The following is a 26,300-nucleotide window of genomic DNA, read 5'->3' as shown; positions in this document are numbered from 1 at the left end:
AGCAACCCGTCCGGACTCAGAACGCCATTCGCCACTGACCCGATACGCCATGGTTGCGGCTGTCCGAGCCGATCTCCCCGGCCAGACCAACACCCAATGTGTGGCTGTTCGAGATAGCCAGATCCAGCCCGGTGTCGAGTTTCAGGCTGTTTCGATCCAGTTCGGCACCGTAAACGGTGTAGTCGTGGCCGCCCTTGGCCAGCCGTTGGCGGGTGCTGGTGTAGGTTTCGCCGTAAATGTGTTTCCACCCCGCGCTGAATCGTGGCGTGAGGCGCATGCCGTTATCCAGCGTGCTGACTTTCGCCATGCGCAAGCCGACAGTGGTGTTGAAGTTGCCCTGGGATTGAGCATGAACCTTGAGCGCTGCATCCCCGCCTTTCTCGGTGTAGCCGTCACGCTGGTAGCGCTCGTAGCCGATTCCGGCAAATGGCTCGATGCTGACGCTGGCCCTACCAAGGTTGTACCCCGACTCGATGAACACTTGCCGGGTGCTGGCGTGGTAGTTGCCTTTGAGCCGGTCATGGAAGCGGCCGAACGCGACTTCGCGGCGGGTACTGCCTTCATGGTTGCTCCAGGCTGCGCCTAACCGAAGTGACAGCGGGCCGGTCTGGCGCAAGGCGTAGGCGCCGACGTGCCAACTGTCGAGATCGCCGTCCAGCTCCTTGCTGTCCATACGCGTGTCGGAGGTGCCCCCCATCAAGCCCACGCGCCATTCCTCGGTAACGCGCCAGTCCGTACCCAACAGCAATCCTTTGGTGGAGTGCTGCATGGGTTCCACATCGCGATCCAGTTTGCCGCCATGGCCGATGGCTTGCAGCCAGACCCTGCCGGTGTCCGCATTACCGGACGCATGGCGTGGTGTGTCCCGTTGGGTGTCGTGGATATTGTCGAGTTGGTGCATGGCAGAAAGCAGGCTGGCGCTGACCGGCGTGACACTGCTCAAGGTTGCCTTGGCGAGGTTGGCGTTACTGCCACCAGCGAGTTGATCGTAGGCGAGGGCGGCGGTGGTTTCGTCGGCAGCGAGCACAGCCTCGATGGCTGCATTGCCGGCGGATGGAGAGGCATTCGTTGACGGTGGCTGGTCAATCACTTGGGTTTGTTGAGCTGCGGACGTTTCGGTCAGAACCGGTTCCGGTAAGGGCGCTGGTCTTTCGATGCTTTCTTCGAGTGCGCTGCCGCTCTCTGTCGTGGCGACTTTCTCGGTGGGAATGTCATCGGGTGCAGGAAGGGGGGCCGCTGGAGTCTCAGTGCTGACCGGAAATGGTTCTGGCGTCGGAGCGATACTTTCTTCAAGTAGTGGCTCTGGAGCGAGGCTGGGCGGAGCAGGTTTCTCTTTCTTCTTACGCGGTGGCTTGGGTTTCACTTCGTCCATGACGGGCGCGTCGAGCTCCGACTGCTCTGCCAGAGAAAATTCCACGCAACCGACCGCCAGTGCAACCGCCAGGACAAGGTGTTGGAGCTTGTATTTGCATTGAATGGGCATTCAGTTCGGCCTCTTGAAGGGTGAGGCCAAACTGTAAAAGTCGATGCCTGTGCGCCGATGCCGGGCAATTCCGAACCGGGCGCAGGTGATACCGCCTGCTTTTGTAGCTCGATCAATGGCGAGTCATGAACTCGCCACGATTACCCGATCGATCAGACGCCTTTGCCTACAACACCCGCTGAAGTATCGATTGGCGAAACCTCAGAAACTCATCTGCCACTGCCCGATCAACCCATGATTGCGATTGTTGCTGCCAATCTCGCCGCTGTAGCCCAGCCCCAGCGTATGCCGCGCCGAAACGCCCAGATCCAGCCCTGCTTCCAGCACCAGGCTGTCACGATCCAGCGAGCTGCCATCAACATTGAACGCTGTACCGCCAACGACGAATGCCTGACGGGTCGAGCTGCTGACATCGCCGTAGGTGTGTTTCCAGCCAGCTGCCATGTGCGGGGTCAGGCTCATGCCGTTTTCCAGCGCGTTCAGGTGCGCCAGGCGAAGACCGACGGTGCTGCTGAAGTTGTCCTGGGTCTGGCTGTCGACCTGCAAGGCTGCCGCGCCGCCCTTTTCCTGATAGCGGTCGCGGTGATAACGCTGGTAACCGAGGTTGGCGTAAGGTTCGGCGCTTAAACGGCCGCTGCCCATGGCGTAGCCGAGTTCGGCGAAGGCCTGCTGGCTGTTGGCGTCGTAATCGCCTTTGGGCCGATCGCTGAAACCATTGAACGCGACCGTGCGTTTGCTCTCGCCTTGATGACCGCTGTAAGCCGCGCCCAGGCGCAGGGCGATCGGGCCGTTTTGGTGTTGGGCGTAGACCCCGGCATGCCAGCTTTCAACATTGCCGTCGACACCGGTAGCGTCCAGATCGGTCTTCGAATAACCGCCAAGCACGCCCAGTCGCCATTGTGGATTCAGCGCCCAATCGGCACCGAGCACACTGCCCTTGGTGCGCTGCTCCAGACTGCTGTTGCCGTGTTCGCCATCGAGCTTGCCGTAGCCGCCGATGGCTTGCAGCCAGAGCCGGCCTTGAGCGTTCGGATCATTGAGGTTTCGCGCTTCGGAGGGTACGCCGTTGGCGGCGAGGATCGGTGTGTCACGCTGATCGAGGCCGACCATCAGACCGGGACTGCCGCCCATCTGCTGCATCGCCGAGAGCATGCTGCTGCCCACCTGGCTGCTGGCACCGAGGGTGGCGCTGGTCAGGTTGGCGTTGCTGGCGCCGGCCAGTTGCTCGATGGCTGCGCCTGCACTGCTTTGAGTGGTGTTGAGCAGGGCGTTGTACAGCGCGTTGTTCTTGCCCATCGAGGCCAGGCTGTTGGCGGCGTTGCTGCCGTTGCCGGTGGCTGCGTATTCATTGAACGCCACGTCATTGCGGGTGTAGGTCAGGTCGACCTGAGTCGGCGTGTAAGCGAGTGTCGGGGTGAGAAAGGCGTAGTCGCTGGTGACTGTGCCGAACGTGCCGTTGATCCGCGCAGCCTGCAACACCGTGTATTGGCTCTGCCACGGATAGGTGCCGCTGCCGGGATTGACCGCGAGCGTCGCACCGTTGAGGTTGGCCGTGCCGCCGACCTGCACGGGAGCGCTGCTGCCATCGGCATTGACGCCGTAGGCGAGGGTGGATGCGCTGCCCATATTCAAGTCGTGCACGATGGTCGCGGTACCGAGTCGGGTGTCAGTGCGCAACGTACCATTCACGTTGAGGTTGCCCACCGAACCACCGCCGGCATACACGCCACCGGCGTCTACGGTCAGGTTGCCGGCGATACCGCCCTGGTTGATCAGGGTTGCGCCGTTGCGCACGGCACCGCCGTCGCTGAAGTCGCCGCTGCCGGTGAGCGTCCAGGCGCCTTGCTTGACCTCCAGCCACTCGAAATTGCGGCTGGCACCGAAGCTGCCGCCCGCCGCGTCGTCCATCACCACGCGGTCATAACCGCTGCCGCCATCAACCACGCCGATAAACCGGCTGCCGCTGCGCAGGGTCAGGCTGTCGTTGCCGCCGCCCAGATCCAGCGCCAGCCCGTTGCTGCCGCTGATGGTGCCGCCGTTGATCACGTTGTCGGCGAACTCGCCGACGAACCTCACGCCGAAACCGTCGAGCCCTTGAATGGTGCCGTAGTTCTCCAGTGTGGTGGCTGCCAGCCCCGAACCGCCGCTGCCGTCGTCCACCAGAATCGCGCTGTTGGCGCCGCTGATCAGCGCGCTTTTGGCGTTGAGGATGTAACCGCCGCCCAGGGCTATGCCTTCACTACCGTTGGCGAAACCGCCCTTGTCCACGCCGCCCGCGCCCACGCCCTGAATGGTGCCGTAGTTTTCGATGTGGGCGATCTTGTCGATGTCCACGCCGTCACCGTCGCCGTTGGGCTGCAAACCTGAATACGCGCCGGTGATGGTGCCATGGTTGATCACCGTGCCGTCGCCGTCCGAGCCGAAACCGGAGCCGTTGCGCCCGGTGATCTGCCCGTAGTTGACCAGCGTCGCGCCGAGGTCGGTGGTGATGCCGTGGCGTCCGCCGGAAATCACGCCGTAGTTGGTCACGTTGACGCCGGTTGCACTGTCGATATCGATGCCGTCGAACTTCTCGTCGGCGTTGTGCGAGTCGCCGCTGGAGATCTCACCGTAGTTGCTGATGGTCGCGTTGGCGCCGGTCTTCATGCCGTCGCTGGCGTCGCCGCGAATCAGTCCGCCGGCGCGGTTGATGATGGTGGTTTTGACCCCGTCGCTGCGCAACGCATCCAGGTCCAGCCCCTGGCCTGTGGTCGAGCGAATGGTGCCGCTGTTGTCGATCAACAGGCTGCCGCTGACGAAGTTGCTGTCGATGCGAATCGCGTCGTTGGAGCCGAGAATTTGTCCGCCGCTGCGGTTGTAGATCGCGTAATTGCGTGCCTGGGTCAGATCGCCGCTGCTGTCGATGGCCCGGCCGCCGGTGGAGATGATCTTGCCGGCGTTGTCGATGATCACGCCGGCACCGCTGGTGCTGTCCTTGAGGCTTACGGTCTTGCCGCTGTTGGTGATGCTGCCCGGCGCAGAAATCGTCAGGGTGTCGCTGCCGCCCAATGTCTGTGACGCGGTGGTGGCGGTGTCGATCACGACATTTTTGCCGTGGGCGGCACTGGTGGCGATCAACAGGGCGGTGGCGAGCGACAGGCGCTGAGGCGGGAGCGGCATGGTGAGAACGTCCTTTTAGTTATAAGTGAGGGCGTTCTGTATAGCGGAGGGGGTTTACAGAATGATGTCTGTGATGAACTCGGCTACGTCTGCATTGTTTTGCATCCATCTCGAAGTTTTGTTGCCATATCTGCACTTTATTGCAGATAAAGGATCATCTTGATCTTATGAAATGCACTATATTGCACTTATGATTCACTAAATGATCGCAGAGATGCATTTAAATGCAGGTGAGAGCCGCATGCACAACCTGACATTGCAGATATTCGACTCCGGCAAATGGCACGACGCGATGGTGTTGAGTTTCGACTCGCCCGAGAAAGGCTTCGATAGCCGTTGCAGCTTTGGCTATGAGTCGGCGTATCTGGTCGAAAACATTGAGTCCATTGGCTCTCCATTTTCCAAAGCCGTGAGTGCGTTGTATCCCCTGGATTGGGAAGGTCGGCGATCCATTACGCCTGCATTCGTGCACGACATTGCACCGGCAGGTGCCGCCAGGAGGTTTCTCCTCGCACGTATGGGGCAAGACAAACCAGCAGACATCAGTGCCGATCTTTATCTGCTCGGTCGCTGCACTCCGGCTCCGATCGGCAACATGCGGATAAAAGAATCAGCCGAGGCTGTCGACGAGCGCAAACCCATCGGGTTTCAACGCCAGGATGTTGTCAGCCGTGACCACCGGTTTCTTGAATACGCCTATGAAATGGGGGCTGCGATTGGTGGTGCGACCGGGGCCGGAGGTGAAGCTCCCAAGATTCTTCTGGCTGAGGATCGTGCCGGACTTCTGTACCCCGATGCTGTGCTTGACGATGAAAACGTCCGCCAGCACTGGTTTGTGAAATTTGCCCGGAATAAAGGCAGCCAAACCGATCAAGACATTCTGCGCAGCGAATTCCACTACTACCAGGCGCTTCAGGCCCTTGGTATCGAAACCGTCGCAGCAGAAGGTCTGGCGTTAGAGGAAGCGAACAAGCCCAGCTTGTGGATGCAGCGGTTTGATCGCCAGGTGACTGGCCGTGGTGTAGAGCGTTTTGCCGTGGAGTCGATCTACTCGCTGGCCGAGGTGACGACGCCAGGGAGCGCGATGAATCATATGGATGTCATTCGCATGCTCGCCAGGCTCTGGCGCGAGGCGGGGCAAGCGGATGAGATTCCGGCACTTGTCGCAGACTATTTGCGTCGGGACCTGATCAACAAGATTCTTGGCAACTCGGACAACCACGGTCGCAACACTGCAATCATTCGCGATATGGACTCGTATCGTCTGGCCCCCATTTATGATCTGGCCCCCATGGTCATGGATGACGAAGGGGTAACTCGCACGACCAAATGGCCAAAAGAGCTGGAGAGGGCGGGTGATGTCGATTGGCGGGGTGTTTGCCGCGCATTGGCGGATATTTCCGATCCGGATGACCCGTTGGCAGCGATGTCCGATGCACCGGAATCTTTCGAGCGCTTGCGTGAAGACGCGCAGTGCCTGGCCGAGTTGCCGGACATTTTGAGTGCCAGTGGTTTACCCGACCGGACAATGAATCATCCGGGCGTTCACCTGAAAAACCTGGAGCAACGTTTGAAAGAGTGGGATCTGAAATGAGCATGACCGTTGCCGAGCGCACAGTGCTCATTGAAAGCATTCAAGAAGCACTGGCTCAAGGAACAGTGGAAATTGGTGAAGCCGTTCGCCGTTTGCGCGTGGAGGTGACTGGGCTGCATCAGACCCAGTTCGCGAAGATGTGCAAAATTTCGGTACGTACGCTGGTGCACATCGAACACGGCGAGGGCAATCAGACGCTTAAATCGCTGAACGCCGTGTTTCGCCCGTTCGGGCTGAAGATGGGCGTGGTGCGGGTTCGACGCGATAACAGCTGAACCCGCAACACACTTGATTTCGATTGAGCGTTAAACGCGGCACTCAACCAACCCTTTCACCTGTCCCTCGGCCGTCTGATTCTCATCGCTCAACCAGCGCTCGAACCCGGCCGCAATCGCCGGCCATTCCGAGTCCAGAATCGAGTACCACGCGGTATCGCGGTTCTGGCCCTTGACCACCATGTGCTGGCGGAACACGCCTTCGAAGCTGAAGCCCAAGCGCTCAGCCGCGTATTTGGAGCGGGCGTTGCCGTTGTTGCATTTCCATTCCAGGCGGCGGTAGCCGAGGGCGAAGGATTCCTTGGCCAGCAGGTAGACCGCCTCGGTGCTTTTCGGCGAGCGCTGCATCGGCGCGCCGAAGGTGACGTGGCCGATTTCGATGCGGCCCTGGGCCGGGACGATCGACATCAGGCTGAGGATGCCTTGCACCTGGCCGCTGGCGCGGTCGATGACGCTGAAGAAATACGGATCGCTGTGGGCGGCGTGGTTGTTCAGCCAGTCATTGAAGGCGCTGCGCTCCGGAAACGGGCCGTAGGGCAAGTAATCCCAGAGTTTCGGGTCAGCTCCGGGGCCCTGCAGGGCGTTGAACAGGTCGTCGCCATGGCGCGCCGGGTCGAGTTTTTCCAGGCGGATGAAGCGGCCTTCGATCAGGGTGGTGGAGGGCGGCGGCACGCCTTTCCAGTCGGCGAGAGAAATCGTCATGCGCGTGGCTCCTTAAATGGCTTTGCGAAACTGGATGAAACCCGGACGCTCGGCGATGCGCTCGTAAAGCTGGATCGCCGTGGCATTGGTTTCGTGGGTCAGCCAGTGCACCTTGCAGCAACCGTCGGCTTTGGCGGTGGCGTAGACGTGTTCGATCAGCAGGCGGCCGACGCCGGTGCCGCGGGTTTGCGGCTCCACCAGCAGGTCTTGCAGATAGCAGGAGTTCTCGATGCTCCAGTTCGAACGGTGGTAGATGAAGTGCACCATGCCCACCGCTTTGCCATCGGCCCAGGCGAGGGCGGCGTGGGTCGGTTCGTTCGGGTCGAGAAAACGCTGCCAGGTGCTTTGGCTGACGGCCTCCGGCAGCTCGGTGTTGTAGAAACGCAGGTAGGCCTGCCACAGCGGCAGCCAGGCCGCGTGATCGGCGGCGCTGACCGGGCGGATGTCGATCTGACTCATGGTGATTTCCTTAACGCATCAAGTGAGCGAGGGTTTGATCGTTGATGTCGGGGCTGGCGGCCAGGCCTTCGCGCACGCCGGCGATATCTTCGGCGCTGCGGTTCTGGCTGAGCTTGCGCTTGCCTTCGAGGCGGTCGATCGGAATGGCGAACCCGACAATGGCCTTGAGCATGCCGTCGATGTAATCGGCCGGGGCATCGTCGACCGACCAGGGCTGGGCGCGGCCTGCTTCATGGCGATCGGTGAGGGTGCTGACGATGTCCAGCAGTCGACCGCCATCGCTGAAGGTTTCGGCGTGACCGTAGGCGTGCACGGCGACGTAGTTCCAGGTCGGCACGACTTTGCCGTGCTCGGCCTTGCTCGGGTAGAAGCCCGGGCTGACGTAGGCGTCGAGCCCCGGGAAAATCAGCATGGCCTCGGCACCGTCACGCAGGTCCTTCCATTGTGGGTTGGCCTTGGCCAGATGCCCGTACAGCGTGCCGTTCGGACCCTGTTCACGATGCAGAAGGACCGGCACATGGCTGGCCTGCAAGCCCTGTTCGCCGTGAGTCACCAGAATGGCGAGGCGGGTGGCGAGGATCAGTTCGTGCAGTTGGGACAGGTCGTCGATGGCAAAGGCGCGTGGCGTGTACATGGAGAGATTTTCCTTGGCGAATGCCTGCATCCTAGGCAGGCTATTGGTCTGTTGTAAGAGCCATTGATGACCAATTTCATAGGTCCATTGCCATGCCCGATTCGACTACGCTGTCGCTGCCGTTCAACCCTGCCGGTATCGAACTCGATCGCCGCAAAGGCCTGAGCCGCCAGCTGTATCAGGCCTTGCGCCTGCGGGTGCTCGACGGGCGCCTGGCCAGCGGCACACGGCTGCCGGCCAGCCGAGATCTGGCGGCAGCGCTGGCGATATCCCGCAACAGCGTAGTGCGCGCCTACGATCAGCTGTATGCCGAAGGCTTTATCGAAGGGCGGGTCGGGGACGGCACTTATGTGGCGCAATTGCCGCAATCGGCGTCACCGGCAAAAAAACTATCCACAAAAGTATCCACAGGGTTTTCAACAAGCTTACCCACAGCGTTATCCACAATTTCGCTCAATTCCACTGGGGATTTATCCAGCAAAGTTATCCACAGCGGTGCGATGCAGCGGCTTGAACAGAACCATTTGCCGACGCCGCCAAGTGGTCCGCCACGGGCATTCAGGGTGGGGGTTCCGGCGTTCGATCTGTTCCCGTTCGACGTCTGGGCCAAGCTGAACGCGGCGTTCTGGCGCAAACCCGACTTGCAGCAACTGTGTTACGGCGACCCGGCGGGAGATGCGCGCCTTCGCGGACTGATCGCCGCTTATTTGCGCAGTTCGCGCGGTATGCAGTGCTCGGCTGAACAAATTGTGATCACCAGTGGAGCACAGCAGGGAATCAGCCTTTGTGCACAGTTGCTGGTGGAGCCTGGCGCCGGGGTGGGCATCGAAAATCCCGGCTACCGCGCGGCGGGTCATGCCTTCGCATTGGCCGGTGGCCGATTGCATGGCATAGCCGTGGACGAGGAGGGCATCGACTGCACGGCACTGGCCGCCGCCGAAGATTGCCGGGTGGCGTATGTCACGCCGTCTCATCAGTACCCGACCGGGGTGGTGATGAGCCTGGCCCGGCGCCTGGAACTGCTGGCCTGGGCCGAGCGCACCGGCGGCTGGATCGTCGAGGACGACTACGACGGCGAGTATCGCTACACCGGCGCACCACTGGCTCCGTTGGCTGCGCTCGATCGACAGGGCCGTGTGCTCTACGTCGGCACTTTTGGCAAAGTCGCGTTTCCTGCGTTGCGACTGGGGTATCTGGTGCTCCCGCCGGGACTGGTGGAAGCCTTTGCACAACGACGCGCGGTGGATGTGCGGCATTCCGAAGTGAGCACTCAGGCGGTGATGGCCGAGTTCATGGCGGCCGGGCATTTCCAGCGGCACATCCGGCGGATGCGTCGGGCAGCCCTGAGCCGGCGCAACACCCTGATCAATGGTTGGCCACAAGGCCTGGCGGGTGTGGGTGAACTGCCGGCCGTGTCCGCCGGACTGCATCTGACGGTGGCGGTCGACAGCGTGGCTCGCGAACAACAATTGATCGAGCAGGCGGCGAGCGTGGAGGTGGAAGTCCACGGTTTGAGCAAGTACTGGCTGCGGGACTCGACGACGCCGATGGATCAGCGCGCCGGCCTGGTGCTGGGATTTGCCGCAGTACCGGAGCCGGCGATCGAGTCGGCTCTGGCCCGCTTGCGTCAGGTCTGGCTCGGTTAGTCGCGACAGGTCACAGTCCGTCGCGACCTGTGGACATCAGCTGAAGAACATCGACGAAGCCAGTGCGTGGCTGATCTCGCTGCGATAGATGGCGATCAGTTCCTGACTTGAACTGTCGCGCTCGATGGCGCCTCCCAGCCGCCTTTGTGCAACGGTCTTCAAATGCGCGGCGGTGAACGAACCGACGGGATCCGCCGGACTGGCGTAGTGGAAATGGGCGTACCAAAGTACCTCGCGGGTTCTGCGATCAAGCACCTCGTACTCGTCCAGAAAGTCTTTCCCGGGCCCTTTGAGTCGACGCCGGGTGGTGACCTTGGCGATGTCCACTTCGCCCTCGCTTTTGAGCCACTCCACCCGCGCCGCCGTGGGCGGTTGTTCCTTGATCATCCGGATGCGGGTATTGCGGCCTGTGTCATGAAGCGTGCTGACTGCGCTCTCGAGAGCATTGCGCAGCGTGACGGCCGCGTCGTTGCGTTCCTCGGTGCGGTTGCTGGCGAGCAGCGACTGATCGATGTGTTTGATGACTTCCCGCAAACGTCCGGCATGCTGCTGGTAGAGGTCCTGGATTTCGGCGGGAATTCTGGGGGCACGTCTGATCTGAGCCTGTATGCGTCGGTCAAATTCCGCGAGCCCGTCGAGTAACGACTGGCCGCTGGCAAGACTGTCCGCCAGTTTGGGCGCAGGCCTTTCGGGCGCGGGACGAGCGGTGACTCTGCGCAGCCACACTCCAGGCGTTTTTTCATGGAAAGTGGCGATGACCTTGCCGGTCAGCGGTGCCTTGACGTCTACCAGCCCCGTGTCCCGGCCGTCGGCGCCTTTGCGTGGCTCGCCGACAATCGTGCCTTTGAAGCGGGTCTTGATGATCTTTTTCGTGGGCGTCGTTACGGGTCTGGACGGACCTGGCACCGGTTCGATGAGGCGCCGCTCCCGCAGAAGGCGGGTCAGGTGGGTCAGCGTGTCCTGGCCGAATTCGGCCACGCGCGTACGTACATGCTCCAGGCGATCGGCAAGGATGTGCTCGGGATACTCGGCAATCAGGTCGACAAAGCGCTGGTCGATGGCGGAAAACTGCTGCGCCAGCATGTCCATGGCCTCGATCCGCTCTCCGAGATTGAGCAGGCTTTCATCGCCGCTCAGATCCAGAGCGCTGCGGATGTTGAGGCTGGCGTCGTTGATCAGTCGATCGAGTGCCATCTGTGCGTCAAGGCTCGGGGCGGGCTCATCTTTCAGGCACAGGTGTTCCGCCAGAGTGATCTGCAACAGTTTCAGATCACTGAGCGTGAAGGGCGGCAGTTTGGCCTTGTAGACACGCGTGACCTCACAGGCTTCCTTGCCCAGCAGGCTGAGCTCCTGGAAGCGCGAGTGGGTGAGCTCGATCTTTTCGATCATGCCCTGAGTCATGTCGGTCATGCGGGTAAAGGATGCCGAGCGCTCAGGGCCACGCACGGGCTGCTCTTCGTCCAGCAGTGTCAGCGTGGTGCGCAAGCCATCGCGAAAGTCCACGGAGTGCTCGTTAAGCCAGGACTGCATCAAAAACAGTTGCAGCGACAGGCGTTCCACCATGGCGGAACGGTAGTTCGGAACGGGTTCCAGCGCATTCAGGGCCTTGAGATCCTGGGTGTGGGCGGCGTATGCCCTGATCTGGGTATCCAGGGTGTCGAGAAAGTGCCGGCGTGCAGCCGCAGCCGTCTGCGGTGTGGCCCCAAGCATGGCCTTGCGTACGTTGATCAATTCTTGCTGTTTGTCTTCCAAGGTGGCTTCGAAGGCGGTCAGCGAGATTTTTTTCTGGTTCAGCCGCTGCTTGTTCTCCTGCTGCATTTTTTTACGCCGGCTACCCAGGCCACCTCCCCGCAGGCGCAATCGCAGGTCGATGAACCACTGCCCCCGTGCATCATGGGTCAGCAGTGGTCCCGTACGAATGACCTCTTGGCGCGAGTCGATGATCTGTATCAGATCATCGTCGTTGATGGACACCTCGAACCAGCGCTCGCCCACCGGTGCGTACCATTTCGCTGCGTGGCTGTAGAGGTGTTGGTGCGGTCCCGCATTCTCGGGCCCGATGAGCGATTCCGGCTTCTCGATCTTCAGGGTGTCGAGGAGCATGCCGAGGGTCGGCTTTGACCGACTCAGGGCGCCTACGGTGACCAGTGAGGTTTCATGGGTGGATGGAAAAGTCGCTCCACCAATGTCCGCAAGGCGCGAGACTTCGGGCTTGAGCAGCTCGGGTTTCATTTCTGGCGCGATGACCGTGCGCTGTCGGGTCTGTCGGTTGGAGGCGGCCCGGTGGGCGAGGATCATGCCCAGCGTGAGCAACACATCGGTCAGGGCCGACCACTCGACGGTCCCCGGTGTTTCGTTTTGCGCATCGATCAAGGATTGCAGATCATCCATGATCTGCCAGACCCACGCGGCGCTACCGATGCTGCGGCCCAGGAATGGCAAGGCTGCGTTGAACAGCATCCAGCCACCGTGCCTGAGCGTTGCCCAGCGTGCTTCGGCGTTGGACACGGACTGGCGGTCGGCCTGGGTGATCAAGGCTTGGGCATTGGCATTGAACAGCGCCATCGCCACATCCGCTTCGAGGGCATTGTCGTGTGCCAGTGAGACCGGCCCGGTCATGTCCAGTGCGACGGTGGGGTCGACCAGCAATTGCGGGAGGGTCCACACCGACATCAGCGCACCCGGGAACACGTACTGGGAATAATTGAAGCGTACGTTATCGGGCAGCCACGCCAGTACCGATTGCCGGAGCGTCCGCGAGTGCTGGATCGCATACAGCAGATTGGTCTGGCCCGGATACTGGATGAGTGGCGGGTCGAGCAGCGGTCGATAGAGCAGGCACGGCCCCTTGTGGGCCTCCTCTGGACCGATGATGAACATGTTGGCCACGGTATCGGTGCTGCCGTTTGTGCGATGGGCCCGAAACGCCAACGGGCGGACCACGATCCTTTGCCCGTTCACCAGCCGGTCACCGGGGGCCGTGGCGAGGGCTGCGACGACATAGCGATAACCTTGTTCATCCAGGCCTCTCTCGCCACGGATCTTGCATTGCAGCGCCAGCAACGCCAGCTCGATTGGTAGCTGATCGGTGTACAGCTTGCGCAGGGCAGGTGCTTCGACCGGATCTTCGATCAACCGGCGCTTGAGCATGGCGGGGTAGACATTGCCGATGTCCACCGTGGTCACCAGAGTTTCCAGGTACTGCGGGGTCATCCAGTCCGGAGTCGGCGAGCCGTCCACATGGCGAACGGTTTTGATGCCCATTGGCAAACCGGCCAGATTCTGCAGCGCCAGTTCGATGAGCGTCAGCGTCAGGGTCTCTGTCTGTCCCGGCACGACAAACGTCCCCCACACGACCAGGCTGGTGATGGTGAGCTCGATGTTCTCGACCCGGATGTCGGATGCCGCCGGGTGATCCTTGCGAATCTGCGCGACCAGTTGTGCCACGGTGTAGGCGTGGAGCGTGGGAATCTCGTGTTGAAAGGATTTGCCGCGGGTGCGGTTCTGCAGGATCGCCAGATCCAGCAGGTGCCGGCTGAAGCAGGTCTGGTCGGCGGTGGAAGCGCTGTCCAGCCAGTCTGGCAGCAGCGGCCGCAGTTGTTCGAAATCAGACGCTGCCCGCGTGTTTGCTGTCAGGCTTTCGCCGACCGGGAGGGCTGAGGTATCGCTTGCGTGCAGTGACTGGCCGAATGCGCCGATGACGTCCGCATCCAGTGCCAGCAGCGTGCAGGCCTGATGGTCGAAAAAGTTGCCATCGGGTTCGAACAGTCGCCACTTCAGGCGGCTCGCGCGGGTCAACGGAGTCAGCAGCGAAGTCAGTGCATTGCCAAGGGCATCGTATGAATCGAAATGGCGAAACCCCTGGGTGACGGAACAGGTGGTGATGATCGTGCGCTGACCCGAAGTGCCCGTCAGAACAGCGATCGGCAATACAGTCAGATGACGGTCTTCCGTGTTGTCATTGCGGTCGATATCGATCAGACACGCACGTGTCTTGTAAGGGTCGTTGTGCAGCCGCTGTCGCCTGTCGGGAAACCGGTACACGGTTCTGACCATGGCCAGTCGTTCGGCGTCCCATCCTTGTGTATCGGCGACGTTCCACTGCTCCCGCAAGGCATCCGACAACTGATACCAGCGTGGCTCATCCGTTGCGGTGGCGGTGTTCCAGTAGGCGAGTTGCTGCTCCTGGTACGCCACGAACAGCAGTGTTGCGAGCTCGTTGATCAGGCGGCCCACTGCTTCGATCTTCACCGGTAGATGAATGATCGGTTCGCTCCCCGGTTGGCGCGTCAGAAAGTGTTCGCCATCAAGCCAGGTCACCGTGGTGCCATGGACGCCCAGACGCACCAGGACGTCGGTGAGTGATTCAAACTGCTCGGGTCCGGCGACGACGTAATCCTCTTCGATGCTCCAGGTGGGGGTCACCACGATTGCCAGTTGCGGGTCGATGTCGAGACTCGGGTACAGGGCCTTCAGCGCCGGGCGCAAGGCATTTGATGCTGCGTCTCTGAGTGACGGTCCGGACAGCAGCCGGGTTTGCAGATCGGCGATGTCGGGGCGGGGAGTTTCAGGCATGTCCGTGTCCTTGTTTGTCGGTAGCGGCGCTCTCCTGCAGCGCCGGGATCGGGACACGTTAAAGGCTTGTCAGGGACAGGGTGCGGTACATGGATACCGCAAAAAAAAGACCCGCGAAGGCGGGTCTTTTCAGTGGCTGGCGTCAGGTGCCGGACTTGATCTTGGTCCACGCCCGGGTGCGTGCCCGCTCCGCGTCGCGCGGCAGCGGTTGCAGGGTGTACAGCGTATTCATCGCCGCATCGGTCGGGTACAGATTGGGGTTGTTGCGGATCGCCGGGTCAACCTGTGCGGTGGCGTCCTTGTTCGGGTTCGGATAGCCGACAAAATCGCTGACCGGCGCGATCACCTGCGGTTGCAGCAGGTAGTTGATGAAGGTGTAGGCGTCCTGCGGGTTCTTCGCGCCTTTCGGAATGGCGAGCATGTCGAACCAGATCGGCGCCCCTTCCTTCGGCAGGCGCATGTCGACCACCACGCCGTTCTTCGCCTCTTTGGCACGGTTGGCGGCTTGCGAGAAGCTGCCGGAATAACCGACCGCGACGCAGATGTCACCATTGGCGATATCGGCCATGTACTTGGACGAATGGAAGTAGGTCACGTACGGGCGAATCTTCATCAGCAGCGCTTCAGCCTTGGCGTAGTCTGCCGGGTTCTTGCTGTTGGGATCCAGACCAAGGTGTTGCAGGGCCAGCGGCAGGATCTCCGACGGCGAGTCGAGCAGGGCGACGCCGCACTGCTTGAGCTTGCTGATGTTTTCTTCCTTGAAGATCAGGTCCCAGCTGTCCACCGGCGCGTTGTCACCCAATGCCGCCTTGACCTTGGCCGGATTGAAGCCGATCAGGATGGTGCCGTACATGTACGGCACGGCGAATTTGTTGCCCGGGTCGTTGGCCTCGATCAGCTTCATCAGTTTCGGGTCGAGGTGGTTCCAGTTCGGCAACTGGCTGCGATCCAGCGGCTGGAACACCCCGGCCTCGATCTGCTTGGCGAGGAACACGTTGGACGGCACCACCACGTCGTAGCCGGAGTTGCCGGTCAGCAGCTTGGCTTCCAGCGCTTCGTTAGTGTCGAAGATGTCGTAGACCAGTTTGGTCTGGCTGTTCTGCGCCTTGAAATCTTCCAGTGCCTTGGGGGTGATGTAGTCGAACCAGTTGTAGACGCGCAGGGTGCGTTCTTCGGCGTGTGCGGCGCCGCTCAGCAGTGCTGCACAGAGCGCGGGGGCGATGAAATGCTTGAGACTTTTCATGACTCGAAACCTTCCAGCACATTCACCGCGTTGATGCCGATTTCTTCTACCGCGTAACCACCTTCCATGACGAACAGGGTCGGCTTGCCGAGGGCTGCAATACGCTTGCCCATGGCCAGGTAGTCCGGGCTGTCGAGCTTGAACTGCGAGATCGGGTCGTCCTTGAAGGTGTCGACGCCCAGCGACACGACGATGATGTCGGCGCCGTAGTTGTCGATCTCCGCGCAGGCCTGATCCAGCGCCGCGCTCCAGACATCCCAGCCGGAACCGGCCGGCAGCGGATAGTTGAAGTTGAAGCCTTCGCCGGCGCCTTCGCCGCGTTCATCTTCGTAGCCGAGGAAGAACGGGAATTCCGCTTCCGGGTGGCCGTGGATCGAGGTGAACAGCACGTCACTGCGCTCGTAGAAAATCGACTGGGTGCCGTTGCCGTGGTGGTAGTCGACGTCGAGGATCGCGACCTTCTTGTGGCCCTGATCGAGGAATGCCTGGGCGGCGATGGCGGCGTTGTTGAGGTAGCAATAACCGCCCATCAAATCGCCGGCGGCGTGGTGTCCCGGCGGACGGCACAGAGCGAAGGCGCCACGGGCGCCGCGCTGGATTTCCGCTTGAGCGGTCAACGCCACTTGCGCCGCGCTGTACGCCGCTTGCCAGGTGCCGGCGGTGATCGGTGCGCCGCCGTCGAAGCTGTAATAGCCGAGCTGGCCGTGCAGGCTGGTGGGTTTGACCTGACGCAGGGTGCGTGCCGGCCAGGTGTAAGGCAGCAAGTCGCCGTCGGTGTTGAATTCGGTCCAGCGCGCCCAGGCGCCTTTGAAGAAGTCGAGGTAGTCGCGGCTGTGGATGCGCTCGATCGGCCCGAGGCCGAAATCCTTCGGCGCCTCGACCGGGCCGAGGTTTTGATTTTTTACCCGTTGCAGCACGTGGTCGGCGCGGGACGGCATCTCGAAGCAAGGCTTGAGTTGCCCGTCGATCAATTCGCAGCGGCCGTGGTGCAGGTGGTGATCGTCAGAGTAGATCGTCAGCATTTGTTGTTCTCCGCAGGGGCTGATTCGGTTGGCTCCAGTGTTGCGGCGCGGGACGAATCGGAGAACGGCCAGAGAGGCCAAAAGGGGATCGATGTGGCCAAAAATACTGACCTGATATCGCCCCTCGACGGTTTAACCGTGTGGGCGGAATTGACTTGGCGCCACACCGCTCCAGCGTACGAAGGCATGGCGGAAGCTCGCGGTCTCGCTGAATCCCAGGGTTTCGGCGATGCGGTAGATCGGCAGTTGATCTTCGCAAAGCATCTGTTTGGCCCGCTCGAAGCGCAGCTCGTCGAGTAGCTCCTGATAGCTGCAACCCATGTCTTTCAGGTGTCGGCGGAGGGTGCGCGGCGAGCAGTTCATCTGCTGCGCCAGACCTTCCAGCCCCGGTGCGGCATTGAGTTGCGCAGTGAGCAACTGACGGATGCGCCCCAGCCACGCCTGGCGGCCGGTGAACTCGGTGTTCTGTTTGCGGCAACGTTCGGCCATGGCCTGATGGGTAATGATGTCGGCCAGCGGCAGCGGCTGGTCGAGCCAGCGTCGGTCGAAGGCAAAGGCGTTGTCCTTGGCGCCGAAATGCACGGGCGCCTTGAAGTGCTCGGCGTAGCTGTCGCGGTAATCCGGCGCGGCGTGTTCGAAGCGGGCGGCCAGTAGAGGAAGCGAATGACCGAGCAGGTCGTCGCAGATGACTTTCAGCGACACCAGACAGAACTCTGCGTTGAACACTGCCATCGACGGACTCTCGCGGTAATCGGCGGCAACGAACCAGACACGCTCGCCGTCGTCTTCCAGGCTCAGCTCGAAAAGTGTTCCCAGCAGCGCCGGATAACGGATCGCCAGGCGCAAAGCGTCACCGAAGGTGGCACAGGTCAGCAGCGCGTAACCGAGGATGCCGTAGCAGGAAACGTGCATGCGCCGCCCCAGTTCCAGGCCGATGTCATGCTTGAGTGCGACTGCGTTGGCGCAGACCTGCATCTCCTGATTGGTGGTGATGCGGGTGTCGGCCCGACTCAGATCCGCCGCGCTGATGCCGCTGCCGGCCAGCAGTGCTTCGCTGGACAGACCTTCGGACTTGAACGTGTTGAGGATCAGCGAGACCGCATTGAGCGTGGTGAGGTGGGAGTGGAGCATAGGATCTTCCAGCCTTGGGATGCTGGAAAGGGCAGCAAGTTGCATGCCGGGCCGAGGGAGCGGCGAAGCTCCCACGGCCGGTTGCGATCAGCTGAGCTCGCCGCACAGGTCGAGTTCGACCAGACGCCGTACTTCAGCCGTCTCAAGGCCTGCGCCGAGTAAAGCATTCAATTTGCCGAACGCTGCCTCACGAGTCATGCCGCCACCGGACAACACGCCAACGCCACGCAAGCGGCTGCCCGCTTCGTAGATATCCAGTTCCACACCGCCTTCATGACACTGCGTGACCGCAACTACCACCACACCCTTATCCCGCGCCCGGCCGAGGCTGGCGAGGAACTCAGGATTGTCGCTCGGCCCGGTACCGCTGCCGTAGCACTCCAGCACCAAGCCCTGAATGCCACTGTCGAGCAGGCCGTCGATGATCTCGGCGCCGATGCCCGGGAACAGCGGCAGCACCGCAACCTTGGCCAGTTGCTTGGGCTGGTTGTAGCTCAGCGCTGCCGGCAGGGAAGTGGCTTTCACGCCGCCGCCCTGACGCTCCAGGCGTTTGAACGGGTGACGGCCGAAGCTGCGCACTTTCGCGCAACGGGTCGGAGCGAGCAGCTCGCCGTGGAAGTACAGATGCACACCTGGCGCCAGACCGTGGCCGAGGGCGACCAGCGCGCCACTGAGGTTTTCCCAGGCGTCGCTGTCGGTGACGCCGGCCGGCAGCATCGAGCCGGTGAAGCACACGCGGGCATGCAGGCCGAGCAGCTGGAAGCTCATGGCAGCGGCGCTGTAGGCCAGGGTGTCGGTGCCGTGCAGGATCAGCACGCTGTCGCAGCCTTGCACATCGACGGCGTCGACGACGGCTTCGCGCAATTGCTGCCAGTAGGCCGGGGTCATATTGGCGCTGTCGATCAGCGGCGACATCTCGCGAAAGCGCCACTGCGGTACGACCAGTTCAGGCTGACTGTGCAGGTAGTCGCGCATCCGCGCTTCGAAACCGGAGGCCGGGGCCAGACCGTTGGCGCTGGCCTGCATGCCGATGGTGCCACCGGTGTACAGCACCATGACGTGCTGGGCGGCAGGGTAAGTCGAGGAATTCATGGGGAGTTCTCCTGAACGAAGACAGCAGGCGGTCGAGCATGACGCTGACCGCCGCTTGTGTCACGCCGGGCGCAGGACCTGCGCCCGGTTTTTTCCCGATCAGCGTTGCGCTGCAGGGATGCCTTGCGCCTGAGCATCAGCCTTGGCAGCAGCCGACGGGCTGGTTGGCCAGGCCTTCAGGTCCAGGTCCAGATCGGCAAATTTGCTGGAGTCGAACACTGGCTGATCGACGCCGGCGCGGCGCTGTTCGTCGTAGTCGCGCATCACACGCATGCCGACCTTGAACAGCAGGGCCAGGGCCACCAGGTTGACGAAGGCCAGGCAGGTCATGGTGATGTCGGCGAAGGCGAACACGGTCGACAGGTCCTGCATCGAACCCCAGACCACCAGCGCCAGCACCAGACCGCGGAACGTCATCAGCGCAACACGGTTGCGGGTGAGGAACTGCAGGCTGTTTTCGCCCAGGTAGTAGTTGTAGAGGATGCAAGTGAAGACGAACAGCGACAGCGCAACGCTGACGAACATGCGGCCCCAGTCACCGACCACGGCGGCCAGCGAGTTCTGGGTCAGGACGATGCCGTCACCTTCGAAGCCCGGGGTGTAGAAGCCCGACAGCAGGATCAGCAGCGCGGTGCAGGTGCAGATCACGAAGGTGTCGAGGAACACGCTGAACGCCTGAACCACGCCCTGAGCGCCAGGGTGCTTCACGGCCGCCACGGCGGCGACGTTCGGCGCACTGCCCAGGCCCGCTTCGTTGGCGAACACGCCACGCTTCACGCCCATGACAATCGCGCTGCCGAGCAGGCCACCGAAGGCCGGGTCGAGACCGAAGGCGCTTTTGAAGATGGTGACCAGCATGGCCGGTACGTGTTCGATCTGGGTGCCGATCACGTACAGGGTCACGGCGATATAGGCCAGGGTCTTGACCGGAACCAGCAGGTCGGACACCGAGGCGATGCGCTTGATGCCGCCGATGAAGGTGATGGCCAGCAGCACCGCCAGGACGATACCGGTGTGTTGCGGGTCAAAGGCAAAGGCGTTCTGCAGCGAGTGGGTCACGGTGTAGGACTGCAGGCCGATGAAGGCGAAGCCGTAGGTCACCAGCAGCAGGATCGAGAACACCACCGCCATGCCCTTGAGCTTCAGGCCGTGCTGGATGTAGTAGGCCGGACCGCCACGGTACAGGCCATCGCCATCGGCGCGCTTGTAGACCTGGGCCAGGGTACATTCGAAGAAGCTGCTGGACATGCCGACCAGTGCGGTCACCCACATCCAGAACACTGCACCCGGACCACCCAGGGTCACGGCGATGCCGACACCGGCGATGTTGCCTGCACCGACGCGGCCGGCGAGGCTGAGCATCAGGGCCTGGAACGAGCTGAGTTGACCGGCGCTGCCTTTGAGGCTGTCACGGAACACCGCGAACATGTGGAAGAAGTGGCGCAATTGAACGAAACGCGAGCGAATCGTGAAGTAGCTACCGAGCCCGACAATGAGCACGATCAGTACTTTCCCTGAGAGGAAGTCGTTGATGACTTCGAGCATGGATTTTTCCTCGCTGTTTATTGTGTAAGCAAATGCTGGATGGTCGGAAACATCGCGTTACACCGGTGCGCGCGCGGCACAACGGGCGAGGCGAGGGTTTCGTCCCGGATCCATATCGCGGGTTTGTTATTAGTTCGGGTTTCGCATGGGTTATGGCCTCGTTACCGACGACCGCTCACGCGAAGAGGGGCGGCACTATACCGATCAGTGCGGCGCCCGTCTGCACGGTTGTGGTGCAAGCGACGAAACGAAGCTTTGAAACACCCGACGTTACCGGCGTCGGGGCTTTTGCGGGATGACTCCCACAGAAGACGATTGTCCTTTCAAATAGTTAAAAAAAAGGGCTTGGGGAATGATCCCCAAGCCCTCAAAAGGTGAGAGGTGTCTAGTCCCTCGACCTGGTGAGCGGTGCTACAAGTAACGCGTCGGATCAGGCCTTCAGAGGCACCAGACGCGGAGCAATCATGTTTTCCGGGCGCAGGATGTCGGCGAGCATGGCGTCGTCGAGCAGACCTTCTTCGCGCACCAGTTCCAGCACGCCGCGGCCGCTTTCAAGGGCGATACGGGCGATGCGGGTGGCGTTTTTGTAGCCGATGTACGGGTTCAGTGCGGTGACCAGACCGATCGAGTGTTCGACCAGTTCGCGGCAGCGCGCTTCGTTGGCGGTGATGCCGACGATGCAGTGCTCGCGCAGCATGTCCATGGCGCGTTGCAGCAGGCGGATCGAGTCGAGGATCTTGAAAGCGATCAGCGGCTCCATCACGTTCAGTTGCAGTTGGCCGCCTTCGGCCGCCATGGTCAGCGCCAGATCGTTACCGATAACCTGGAACGCAACCTGGTTCACGGCTTCCGGGATTACCGGGTTGACCTTGCCTGGCATGATCGAGCTGCCTGGCTGACGCGCCGGCAGGTTGATTTCGTTGATGCCGGTGCGCGGGCCGCTGGACAGCAGGCGCAGGTCGTTGCAGATCTTCGACAGCTTGACCGCGGTGCGCTTGAGCATGCCGGAGAACAGCACGAAGGCGCCCATGTCGGAGGTGGCTTCGATCAGGTCGGCGGCTGGAACCAGCGGTTGACCGCTGATCAGGGCCAGACGCTGTACGGCCAGGGCCTGGTAGCGTGGGTCGGCGTTGATGCCGGTACCGATCGCGGTGCCGCCCAGGTTTACTTCGGTCAGGACTTCCGGGGCCAGCGTCTTCAGACGGGCCAGGTCTTCGCCCATGGTGGTGGCGAAAGCGCGGAACTCTTGACCCAGGGTCATCGGCACGGCGTCTTGCAGCTGGGTACGACCCATCTTCAGGACGTGATTGAATTCTTCACCCTTGGCCGCGAACGCCTGAATCAGGCTGTCGAGGCTGGCCAGCAGCGCGTCGTGACCCAGCAGCAGACCCAGGCGGATCGCGGTCGGGTAGGCGTCGTTGGTCGACTGCGCCATGTTCACGTCGTCGTTCGGGTGCAGGTACTGGTACTCGCCTTTCTGGTGACCCATCGCTTCCAGCGCGATGTTGGCGATCACTTCGTTGGCGTTCATGTTGGTGGAGGTACCGGCGCCACCTTGAATCATGTCGACCACGAACTCTTCGTGGAAATCACCGCGGATCAGACGTGCACAGGCTTCGCTGATGGCAGCGTGCTTGGCTTCGCTCAGGTGACCCAGCTCACGGTTGGCGTCAGCGGCGGCCTGTTTGACCATCGCCAGACCGACAACCAGCTTCGGGTAGTGCGAAATCGGAACGCCCGAGAGGCGGAAGTTGTTCACCGCTCGCAGGGTCTGGATGCCGTAATACGCTTGAGCAGGGACTTCCAGGGAGCCAAGCAGGTCGTTTTCTGTGCGGAATGATGCAGCGGAGGACATGATAGAAATCATCTCGATATGGACCCGGTCTGTGCCGGAACGCTGCGAATGCTAGGCTTGTGGGAATTTTAGGGCCAATGCTGTTAAACACTGCCCTATGCATATTCGGCATAATGCCCGTGTGACGCCGCGTGCGCGGCAGACGTGTGACCTGTTTTGGTGCGTGTCCGGGAGGACGTGATGAATCTGGAAAGCAAATGGCTCGAGGACTTCAGTGCCCTGGCCGCCACCCGCAGCTTCTCGCAGGCAGCCGAACGGCGCTTCGTGACCCAGCCGGCCTTCAGCCGGCGGATCCGCAGTCTGGAAGCCGCGCTGGGCCTGACGTTGGTCAACCGCTCGCGCACGCCGGTCGAGCTGACGGCGGCGGGGCAACTGTTTCTGGTGACCGCGCGCACGGTGGTCGAACAGCTCGGCGAGGTGCTGCGCCATTTGCATCACCTGGAAGGCGGGCAGGGTGAAGTGATCCAGGTGGCGGCAGCGCACTCGCTGGCGCTCGGTTTCTTTCCGCGCTGGATCGCGCAACTGCGCAACGAAGGCCTGAACATCGCCACGCGGCTGGTGGCGACCAACGTTGGCGACGCGGTGCACGCGCTGCGTGAAGGTGGCTGCGATCTGATGCTGGCGTTCTACGACCCGGACGCGGCGATGCAGATGGACCCGGAAATCTTCCCGTCACTGCACCTGGGCCAGACCGAAATGCTTCCGGTGTGTGCGGCGGATGCCAATGGCAAACCGCTGTTCGACCTGGAAGGCGAGGCCAGCGTGCCGCTGCTGGCCTATAGCGCCGGGGCATTTCTCGGCCGTTCGGTGAACGGCTTGCTGCGCCAGCGACAGCTGCGCTTCACCACGATCTATGAAACTGCCATGGCCGACAGCCTTAAAAGCATGGCGCTGGAAGGCCTCGGCATTGCCTGGGTGCCGCAACTGAGCGTGCGGGCCGAACTGGCCCGAGGCGAACTGGTGGTCTGCGGCGGCCCGCAATGGCATGTGCCGCTGGAGATTCGCCTGTATCGCTGCGCACTGGTGCGCAAGGCCAACGTGCGGTTGTTGTGGCGCAAGCTTGAAGGCGGTGCCGCACAATCTTCCTGAATGCGCTGGCGCTGACCTTTGAGTCAATAAAACCGGGGCTTTGGCTCATTTGACAGATGGTCGCCACGGGGGCTGTTTATTGCTTTCTTTGCGGTATACTGCGCGGCCTTCGGCCGGTTCGTCCGGCCATTTTTCCTACAACAAGCCACGCAATCTGCGTGGCTTGTTGTTTTTGACGCGCCTGCGGGCGCCCAGAGAGAAGAGGCGCGACGATGAGTGCACTGGTTGGCGTGATCATGGGCTCCAAGTCCGATTGGTCCACCCTTAGCCACACCGCCGATATGCTGGAAAAGCTCGGCATCCCGTACGAGGTCAAGGTGGTTTCTGCCCACCGCACCCCGGATCTGCTGTTCCAGTACGCTGAAGAGGCCGAAGGCCGCGGCATCGAGGTGATCATCGCCGGTGCCGGCGGCGCGGCCCACCTGCCAGGCATGTGTGCGGCCAAGACCCACCTGCCGGTGCTGGGCGTGCCGGTGCAGTCGGCCATGCTTTCGGGCGTCGATTCGCTGCTGTCGATCGTGCAGATGCCGGCCGGCATCCCGGTTGCCACCCTGGCCATCGGCAAGGCCGGTGCGATCAACGCCGCGCTGCTGTCGGCGAGCATCCTGGGTGCCAAGCATCCACAATTCCACGCGGTACTGAAGACCTTCCGTGCCGAGCAGACGGACAGCGTCCTGGACAATCCAGACCCACGTATTGCCTGAGGTTGTTGAGATGAAGATCGGTGTAATCGGTGGCGGCCAGTTGGGTCGCATGTTGGCCCTGGCGGGCACCCCGCTGGGCATGAACTTCGCTTTCCTCGACCCTGCGCCGGACGCTTGCGCCGCTGCGCTGGGCGAACACCTGCGGGCCGATTACGGCGATCAGGATCACCTGCGTCAGCTGGCCGATGAAGTCGATCTGGTGACCTTCGAGTTCGAAAGCGTCCCGGCCGAAACCGTGGCGTTCCTTTCGCAATTCGTGCCGGTCTACCCGAGCGCCGAAGCCCTGCGCATCGCTCGCGACCGCTGGTTCGAGAAAAGCATGTTCAAGGACCTGGGGATTCCGACCCCGGCGTTCGCCGACATCCAGTCGCAAGCCGATCTGGACGCCGCTGTTGCTTCGATCGGTCTGCCGGCCGTGTTGAAAACCCGCACCCTGGGTTACGACGGCAAGGGCCAGAAAGTCCTGCGCAAGCCGGAAGACGTCGTCGATACCTTCGCCGAACTGGGCAGCGTGCCGTGCCTGCTGGAAGGCTTCGTGCCGTTCACCGGCGAAGTGTCGCTGATCGCCGTGCGTGCCCGCGATGGCGAGACGAAGTTCTATCCACTGGTGCACAACACCCACGACAGCGGCATCCTCAAGCTGTCGGTCGCCAGTTCCGATCACCCGCTGCAGGCCCTGGCTGAAGACTACTCCAGCCGCGTCCTCAAGCAGCTGGACTATGTCGGTGTAATGGCGTTCGAGTTCTTTGAAGTCGACGGTGGCCTAAAGGCCAACGAAATCGCCCCGCGCGTGCACAACTCCGGGCACTGGACCACCGAAGGCGCCGAGTGCAGCCAGTTCGAAAACCACCTGCGGGCCGTTGCCGGTCTGCCGCTTGGCTCGACGGCCAAGGTCGGCGAGAGCGCAATGCTCAACTTCATCGGCGTTGTGCCGCCGGTCGAGAAGGTCATTGCCATCGACGATTGCCATCTGCATCACTACGGCAAGGCCTTCAAGGCCGGGCGCAAGGTCGGTCACGCCAACCTGCGTTGCAAGGACAAGGCGACCCTCGAACAGCAGATCCTCAAGGTCGAGGCGCTGATCGCCGAGTAACGAGAGTTTCATCTGGCAACGGCGGAACCATTAAGGGCCGCCGTTCTCTGATGGCAGGATGCCAAAGTCTGACTAGGCTTTCGCATATCGACCAATTCAGAGGGAAATGCCATGGGAATTATCGGAACCATCTTTATCGGCCTGATCGTCGGCCTGCTGGCACGGTTCCTCAAGCCGGGCGATGACAGCATGGGCTGGATCATGACCATCCTGCTGGGTATCGGCGGTTCGCTGGCAGCCACCTACGGCGGCCAGGCCCTGGGCATTTATCACGCGGGCCAGGGCGCCGGCTTCTTCGGTGCGCTGGTGGGCGCGATCATCCTGCTGGTGATCTACGGCCTGATCAAAAAGAACTGATCCAAAGCGAAAAAGCCCTCTCTGCCAAACCGGTGGAGAGGGCTAGAATGCTCGGCGATTAACTGTTTCCTTTTTCCTACGAGCATCTTCATGCGCCGTCTTCTGTTGACTCTCCTTTTGCTGGGCAGCGGTCTGGCCCACGCCGGCGAACTGCCGGAAACCGACTGGCTGGAACTGATGCCCAAGTCGGATCAGAAAGCCCTCGAGGCCATGCCTGAAATCGATCACAACTCTCCGGAAGCCACCGGAACCTTCACCCAGAAAGGCGGGATGAAGCAGGCCAAGGGTTTGCCGGCGGTGATGTATTCGACCAAGACCGTGGCGTCGATGAACGACAAGCACATCCGCATCGGCGGTTATCCGGTGCCGCTGGAGTCGGACGCCAAGGGCCGCAGCACGCTGTTTTTCCTCGTGCCGTATCCGGGCGCGTGCATCCACGTGCCGCCACCGCCACCGAATCAACTGGTGCTGGTGCGCTACCCCAAGGGTTTGAAGCTGGACGACATCTACACGCCGCTGTGGGTGACCGGCACGCTGAAGATCGAAAAGGTCAGCAATGACCTGGCCGATGCGGCCTATGCGCTGGAAGCGGACAAGGTGCGGGTGGTGCAGGAAAAGGATCTGTAATCCCGAGCAGCAAAA

At 61.8% G+C, this 26,300-nt stretch carries 20 protein-coding genes; 8 read left to right on the top strand and 12 right to left on the bottom strand.

Features of this window, described 5'->3' with window-relative positions; all coding sequences use genetic code 11:
* Positions 1-16: 16 nt before the first annotated feature.
* Positions 17-1,090, bottom strand: coding sequence for an autotransporter outer membrane beta-barrel domain-containing protein (locus DLD99_RS28630; RefSeq protein WP_244220765.1), 1,074 nt, complete (start codon positions 1,088-1,090; stop codon positions 17-19).
* Between the two features lie 594 nt (positions 1,091-1,684).
* On the bottom strand, positions 1,685-4,642 hold the full coding sequence (locus DLD99_RS28625; protein ID WP_114886436.1) for an autotransporter outer membrane beta-barrel domain-containing protein: 2,958 nt from the start codon (positions 4,640-4,642) through the stop codon (positions 1,685-1,687).
* A 241-nt stretch (positions 4,643-4,883) separates the two neighbouring features.
* On the opposite strand from DLD99_RS28625, the gene DLD99_RS28620 reads away from it, so the two are divergent.
* Together DLD99_RS28620 and DLD99_RS28615 are read left to right on the top strand one after the other, a co-directional pair.
* Positions 4,884-6,236, top strand: a complete 1,353-nt coding sequence (locus DLD99_RS28620; protein ID WP_114886821.1) for a HipA domain-containing protein — start codon at positions 4,884-4,886, stop codon at positions 6,234-6,236.
* Positions 6,233-6,511: a helix-turn-helix domain-containing protein gene (locus tag DLD99_RS28615; protein WP_114886433.1), complete on the top strand. Its 279-nt coding sequence runs from the start codon at positions 6,233-6,235 to the stop codon at positions 6,509-6,511. The genes DLD99_RS28620 and DLD99_RS28615 overlap by 4 nt, the downstream gene beginning before the upstream one ends.
* A gap of 30 nt (positions 6,512-6,541) precedes the next feature.
* Here the strand turns inward: DLD99_RS28615 and DLD99_RS28610 are convergent, their stop codons facing one another.
* From DLD99_RS28610 to DLD99_RS28600, 3 genes are read right to left on the bottom strand one after another with little or no spacing between them, the layout of a single operon-like run.
* Positions 6,542-7,213, bottom strand: coding sequence for a GNAT family N-acetyltransferase (locus DLD99_RS28610; RefSeq protein ID WP_114886432.1), 672 nt, complete (start codon positions 7,211-7,213; stop codon positions 6,542-6,544).
* 12 nt (positions 7,214-7,225) lie between these two features.
* Positions 7,226-7,672: a GNAT family N-acetyltransferase gene (locus DLD99_RS28605; RefSeq protein WP_114886430.1), complete on the bottom strand. Its 447-nt coding sequence runs from the start codon at positions 7,670-7,672 to the stop codon at positions 7,226-7,228.
* Between the two features lie 10 nt (positions 7,673-7,682).
* Entirely contained in the window at positions 7,683-8,306 is a 624-nt protein-coding gene (locus DLD99_RS28600) for an FMN-binding negative transcriptional regulator (protein WP_114886428.1), read from the bottom strand.
* Between the two features lie 92 nt (positions 8,307-8,398).
* On the opposite strand from DLD99_RS28600, the gene pdxR reads away from it, so the two are divergent.
* The gene (gene pdxR / locus DLD99_RS28595) at positions 8,399-9,952 is read left to right on the top strand and encodes a MocR-like pyridoxine biosynthesis transcription factor PdxR (protein ID WP_114886427.1); all 1,554 of its coding nucleotides are present in this window, start codon (positions 8,399-8,401) and stop codon (positions 9,950-9,952) included.
* A gap of 36 nt (positions 9,953-9,988) precedes the next feature.
* Here the strand turns inward: pdxR and DLD99_RS28590 are convergent, their stop codons facing one another.
* The 7 genes from DLD99_RS28590 to aspA form a co-directional block, all read right to left on the bottom strand.
* Positions 9,989-14,527, bottom strand: a complete 4,539-nt coding sequence (locus DLD99_RS28590; protein WP_114886424.1) for a dermonecrotic toxin domain-containing protein — start codon at positions 14,525-14,527, stop codon at positions 9,989-9,991.
* Positions 14,528-14,669: 142 nt separating this feature from the next.
* Complete coding sequence (locus DLD99_RS28585; protein WP_085708803.1) at positions 14,670-15,770, bottom strand: polyamine ABC transporter substrate-binding protein; 1,101 nt, start codon at positions 15,768-15,770, stop codon at positions 14,670-14,672.
* Positions 15,767-16,792, bottom strand: a complete 1,026-nt coding sequence (locus DLD99_RS28580; RefSeq protein ID WP_114886422.1) for a histone deacetylase family protein — start codon at positions 16,790-16,792, stop codon at positions 15,767-15,769. The genes DLD99_RS28585 and DLD99_RS28580 overlap by 4 nt, the downstream gene beginning before the upstream one ends.
* 132 nt (positions 16,793-16,924) lie before the next feature.
* Complete coding sequence (locus DLD99_RS28575; protein ID WP_114886421.1) at positions 16,925-17,923, bottom strand: AraC family transcriptional regulator; 999 nt, start codon at positions 17,921-17,923, stop codon at positions 16,925-16,927.
* Positions 17,924-18,010: 87 nt separating this feature from the next.
* Positions 18,011-19,015, bottom strand: a complete 1,005-nt coding sequence (locus tag DLD99_RS28570) for an asparaginase (RefSeq protein WP_114886419.1) — start codon at positions 19,013-19,015, stop codon at positions 18,011-18,013.
* 99 nt (positions 19,016-19,114) lie between these two features.
* On the bottom strand, positions 19,115-20,560 hold the full coding sequence (locus tag DLD99_RS28565) for an alanine/glycine:cation symporter family protein (RefSeq protein ID WP_085708807.1): 1,446 nt from the start codon (positions 20,558-20,560) through the stop codon (positions 19,115-19,117).
* A 430-nt stretch (positions 20,561-20,990) separates the two neighbouring features.
* Positions 20,991-22,415: an aspartate ammonia-lyase gene (aspA, locus tag DLD99_RS28560; protein WP_085708808.1), complete on the bottom strand. Its 1,425-nt coding sequence runs from the start codon at positions 22,413-22,415 to the stop codon at positions 20,991-20,993.
* Positions 22,416-22,595: 180 nt separating this feature from the next.
* On the opposite strand from aspA, the gene DLD99_RS28555 reads away from it, so the two are divergent.
* The 5 genes from DLD99_RS28555 to DLD99_RS28535 all read left to right on the top strand — a co-directional run bounded on the left by DLD99_RS28555 (position 22,596) and on the right by DLD99_RS28535 (position 26,285).
* Positions 22,596-23,504 carry a LysR substrate-binding domain-containing protein gene (locus tag DLD99_RS28555; RefSeq protein ID WP_085708809.1) on the top strand — a complete coding sequence of 303 codons (909 nt, stop codon included), beginning with the start codon at positions 22,596-22,598 and terminating at the stop codon, positions 23,502-23,504.
* Between the two features lie 212 nt (positions 23,505-23,716).
* Positions 23,717-24,208 carry a 5-(carboxyamino)imidazole ribonucleotide mutase gene (gene purE / locus DLD99_RS28550; protein ID WP_007954291.1) on the top strand — a complete coding sequence of 164 codons (492 nt, stop codon included), beginning with the start codon at positions 23,717-23,719 and terminating at the stop codon, positions 24,206-24,208.
* A 10-nt stretch (positions 24,209-24,218) separates the two neighbouring features.
* Positions 24,219-25,301 (top strand): 5-(carboxyamino)imidazole ribonucleotide synthase, encoded by a 1,083-nt coding sequence (locus tag DLD99_RS28545; protein ID WP_114886417.1) that lies wholly within the window; start codon positions 24,219-24,221, stop codon positions 25,299-25,301.
* A 111-nt stretch (positions 25,302-25,412) separates the two neighbouring features.
* Positions 25,413-25,658, top strand: a complete 246-nt coding sequence (locus tag DLD99_RS28540; RefSeq protein ID WP_114886415.1) for a GlsB/YeaQ/YmgE family stress response membrane protein — start codon at positions 25,413-25,415, stop codon at positions 25,656-25,658.
* 90 nt (positions 25,659-25,748) lie between these two features.
* Positions 25,749-26,285: a DUF3299 domain-containing protein gene (locus tag DLD99_RS28535; protein ID WP_085708811.1), complete on the top strand. Its 537-nt coding sequence runs from the start codon at positions 25,749-25,751 to the stop codon at positions 26,283-26,285.
* Positions 26,286-26,300 lie beyond the last annotated feature (15 nt).

This window comes from Pseudomonas kribbensis, assembly GCF_003352185.1.
GTDB classification, from domain to species: Bacteria; Pseudomonadota; Gammaproteobacteria; order Pseudomonadales; family Pseudomonadaceae; genus Aquipseudomonas; species Aquipseudomonas kribbensis.
Note: the sequence above shows the minus strand (reverse complement) of the source record. Positions and strands in the feature narration are given on the sequence as shown.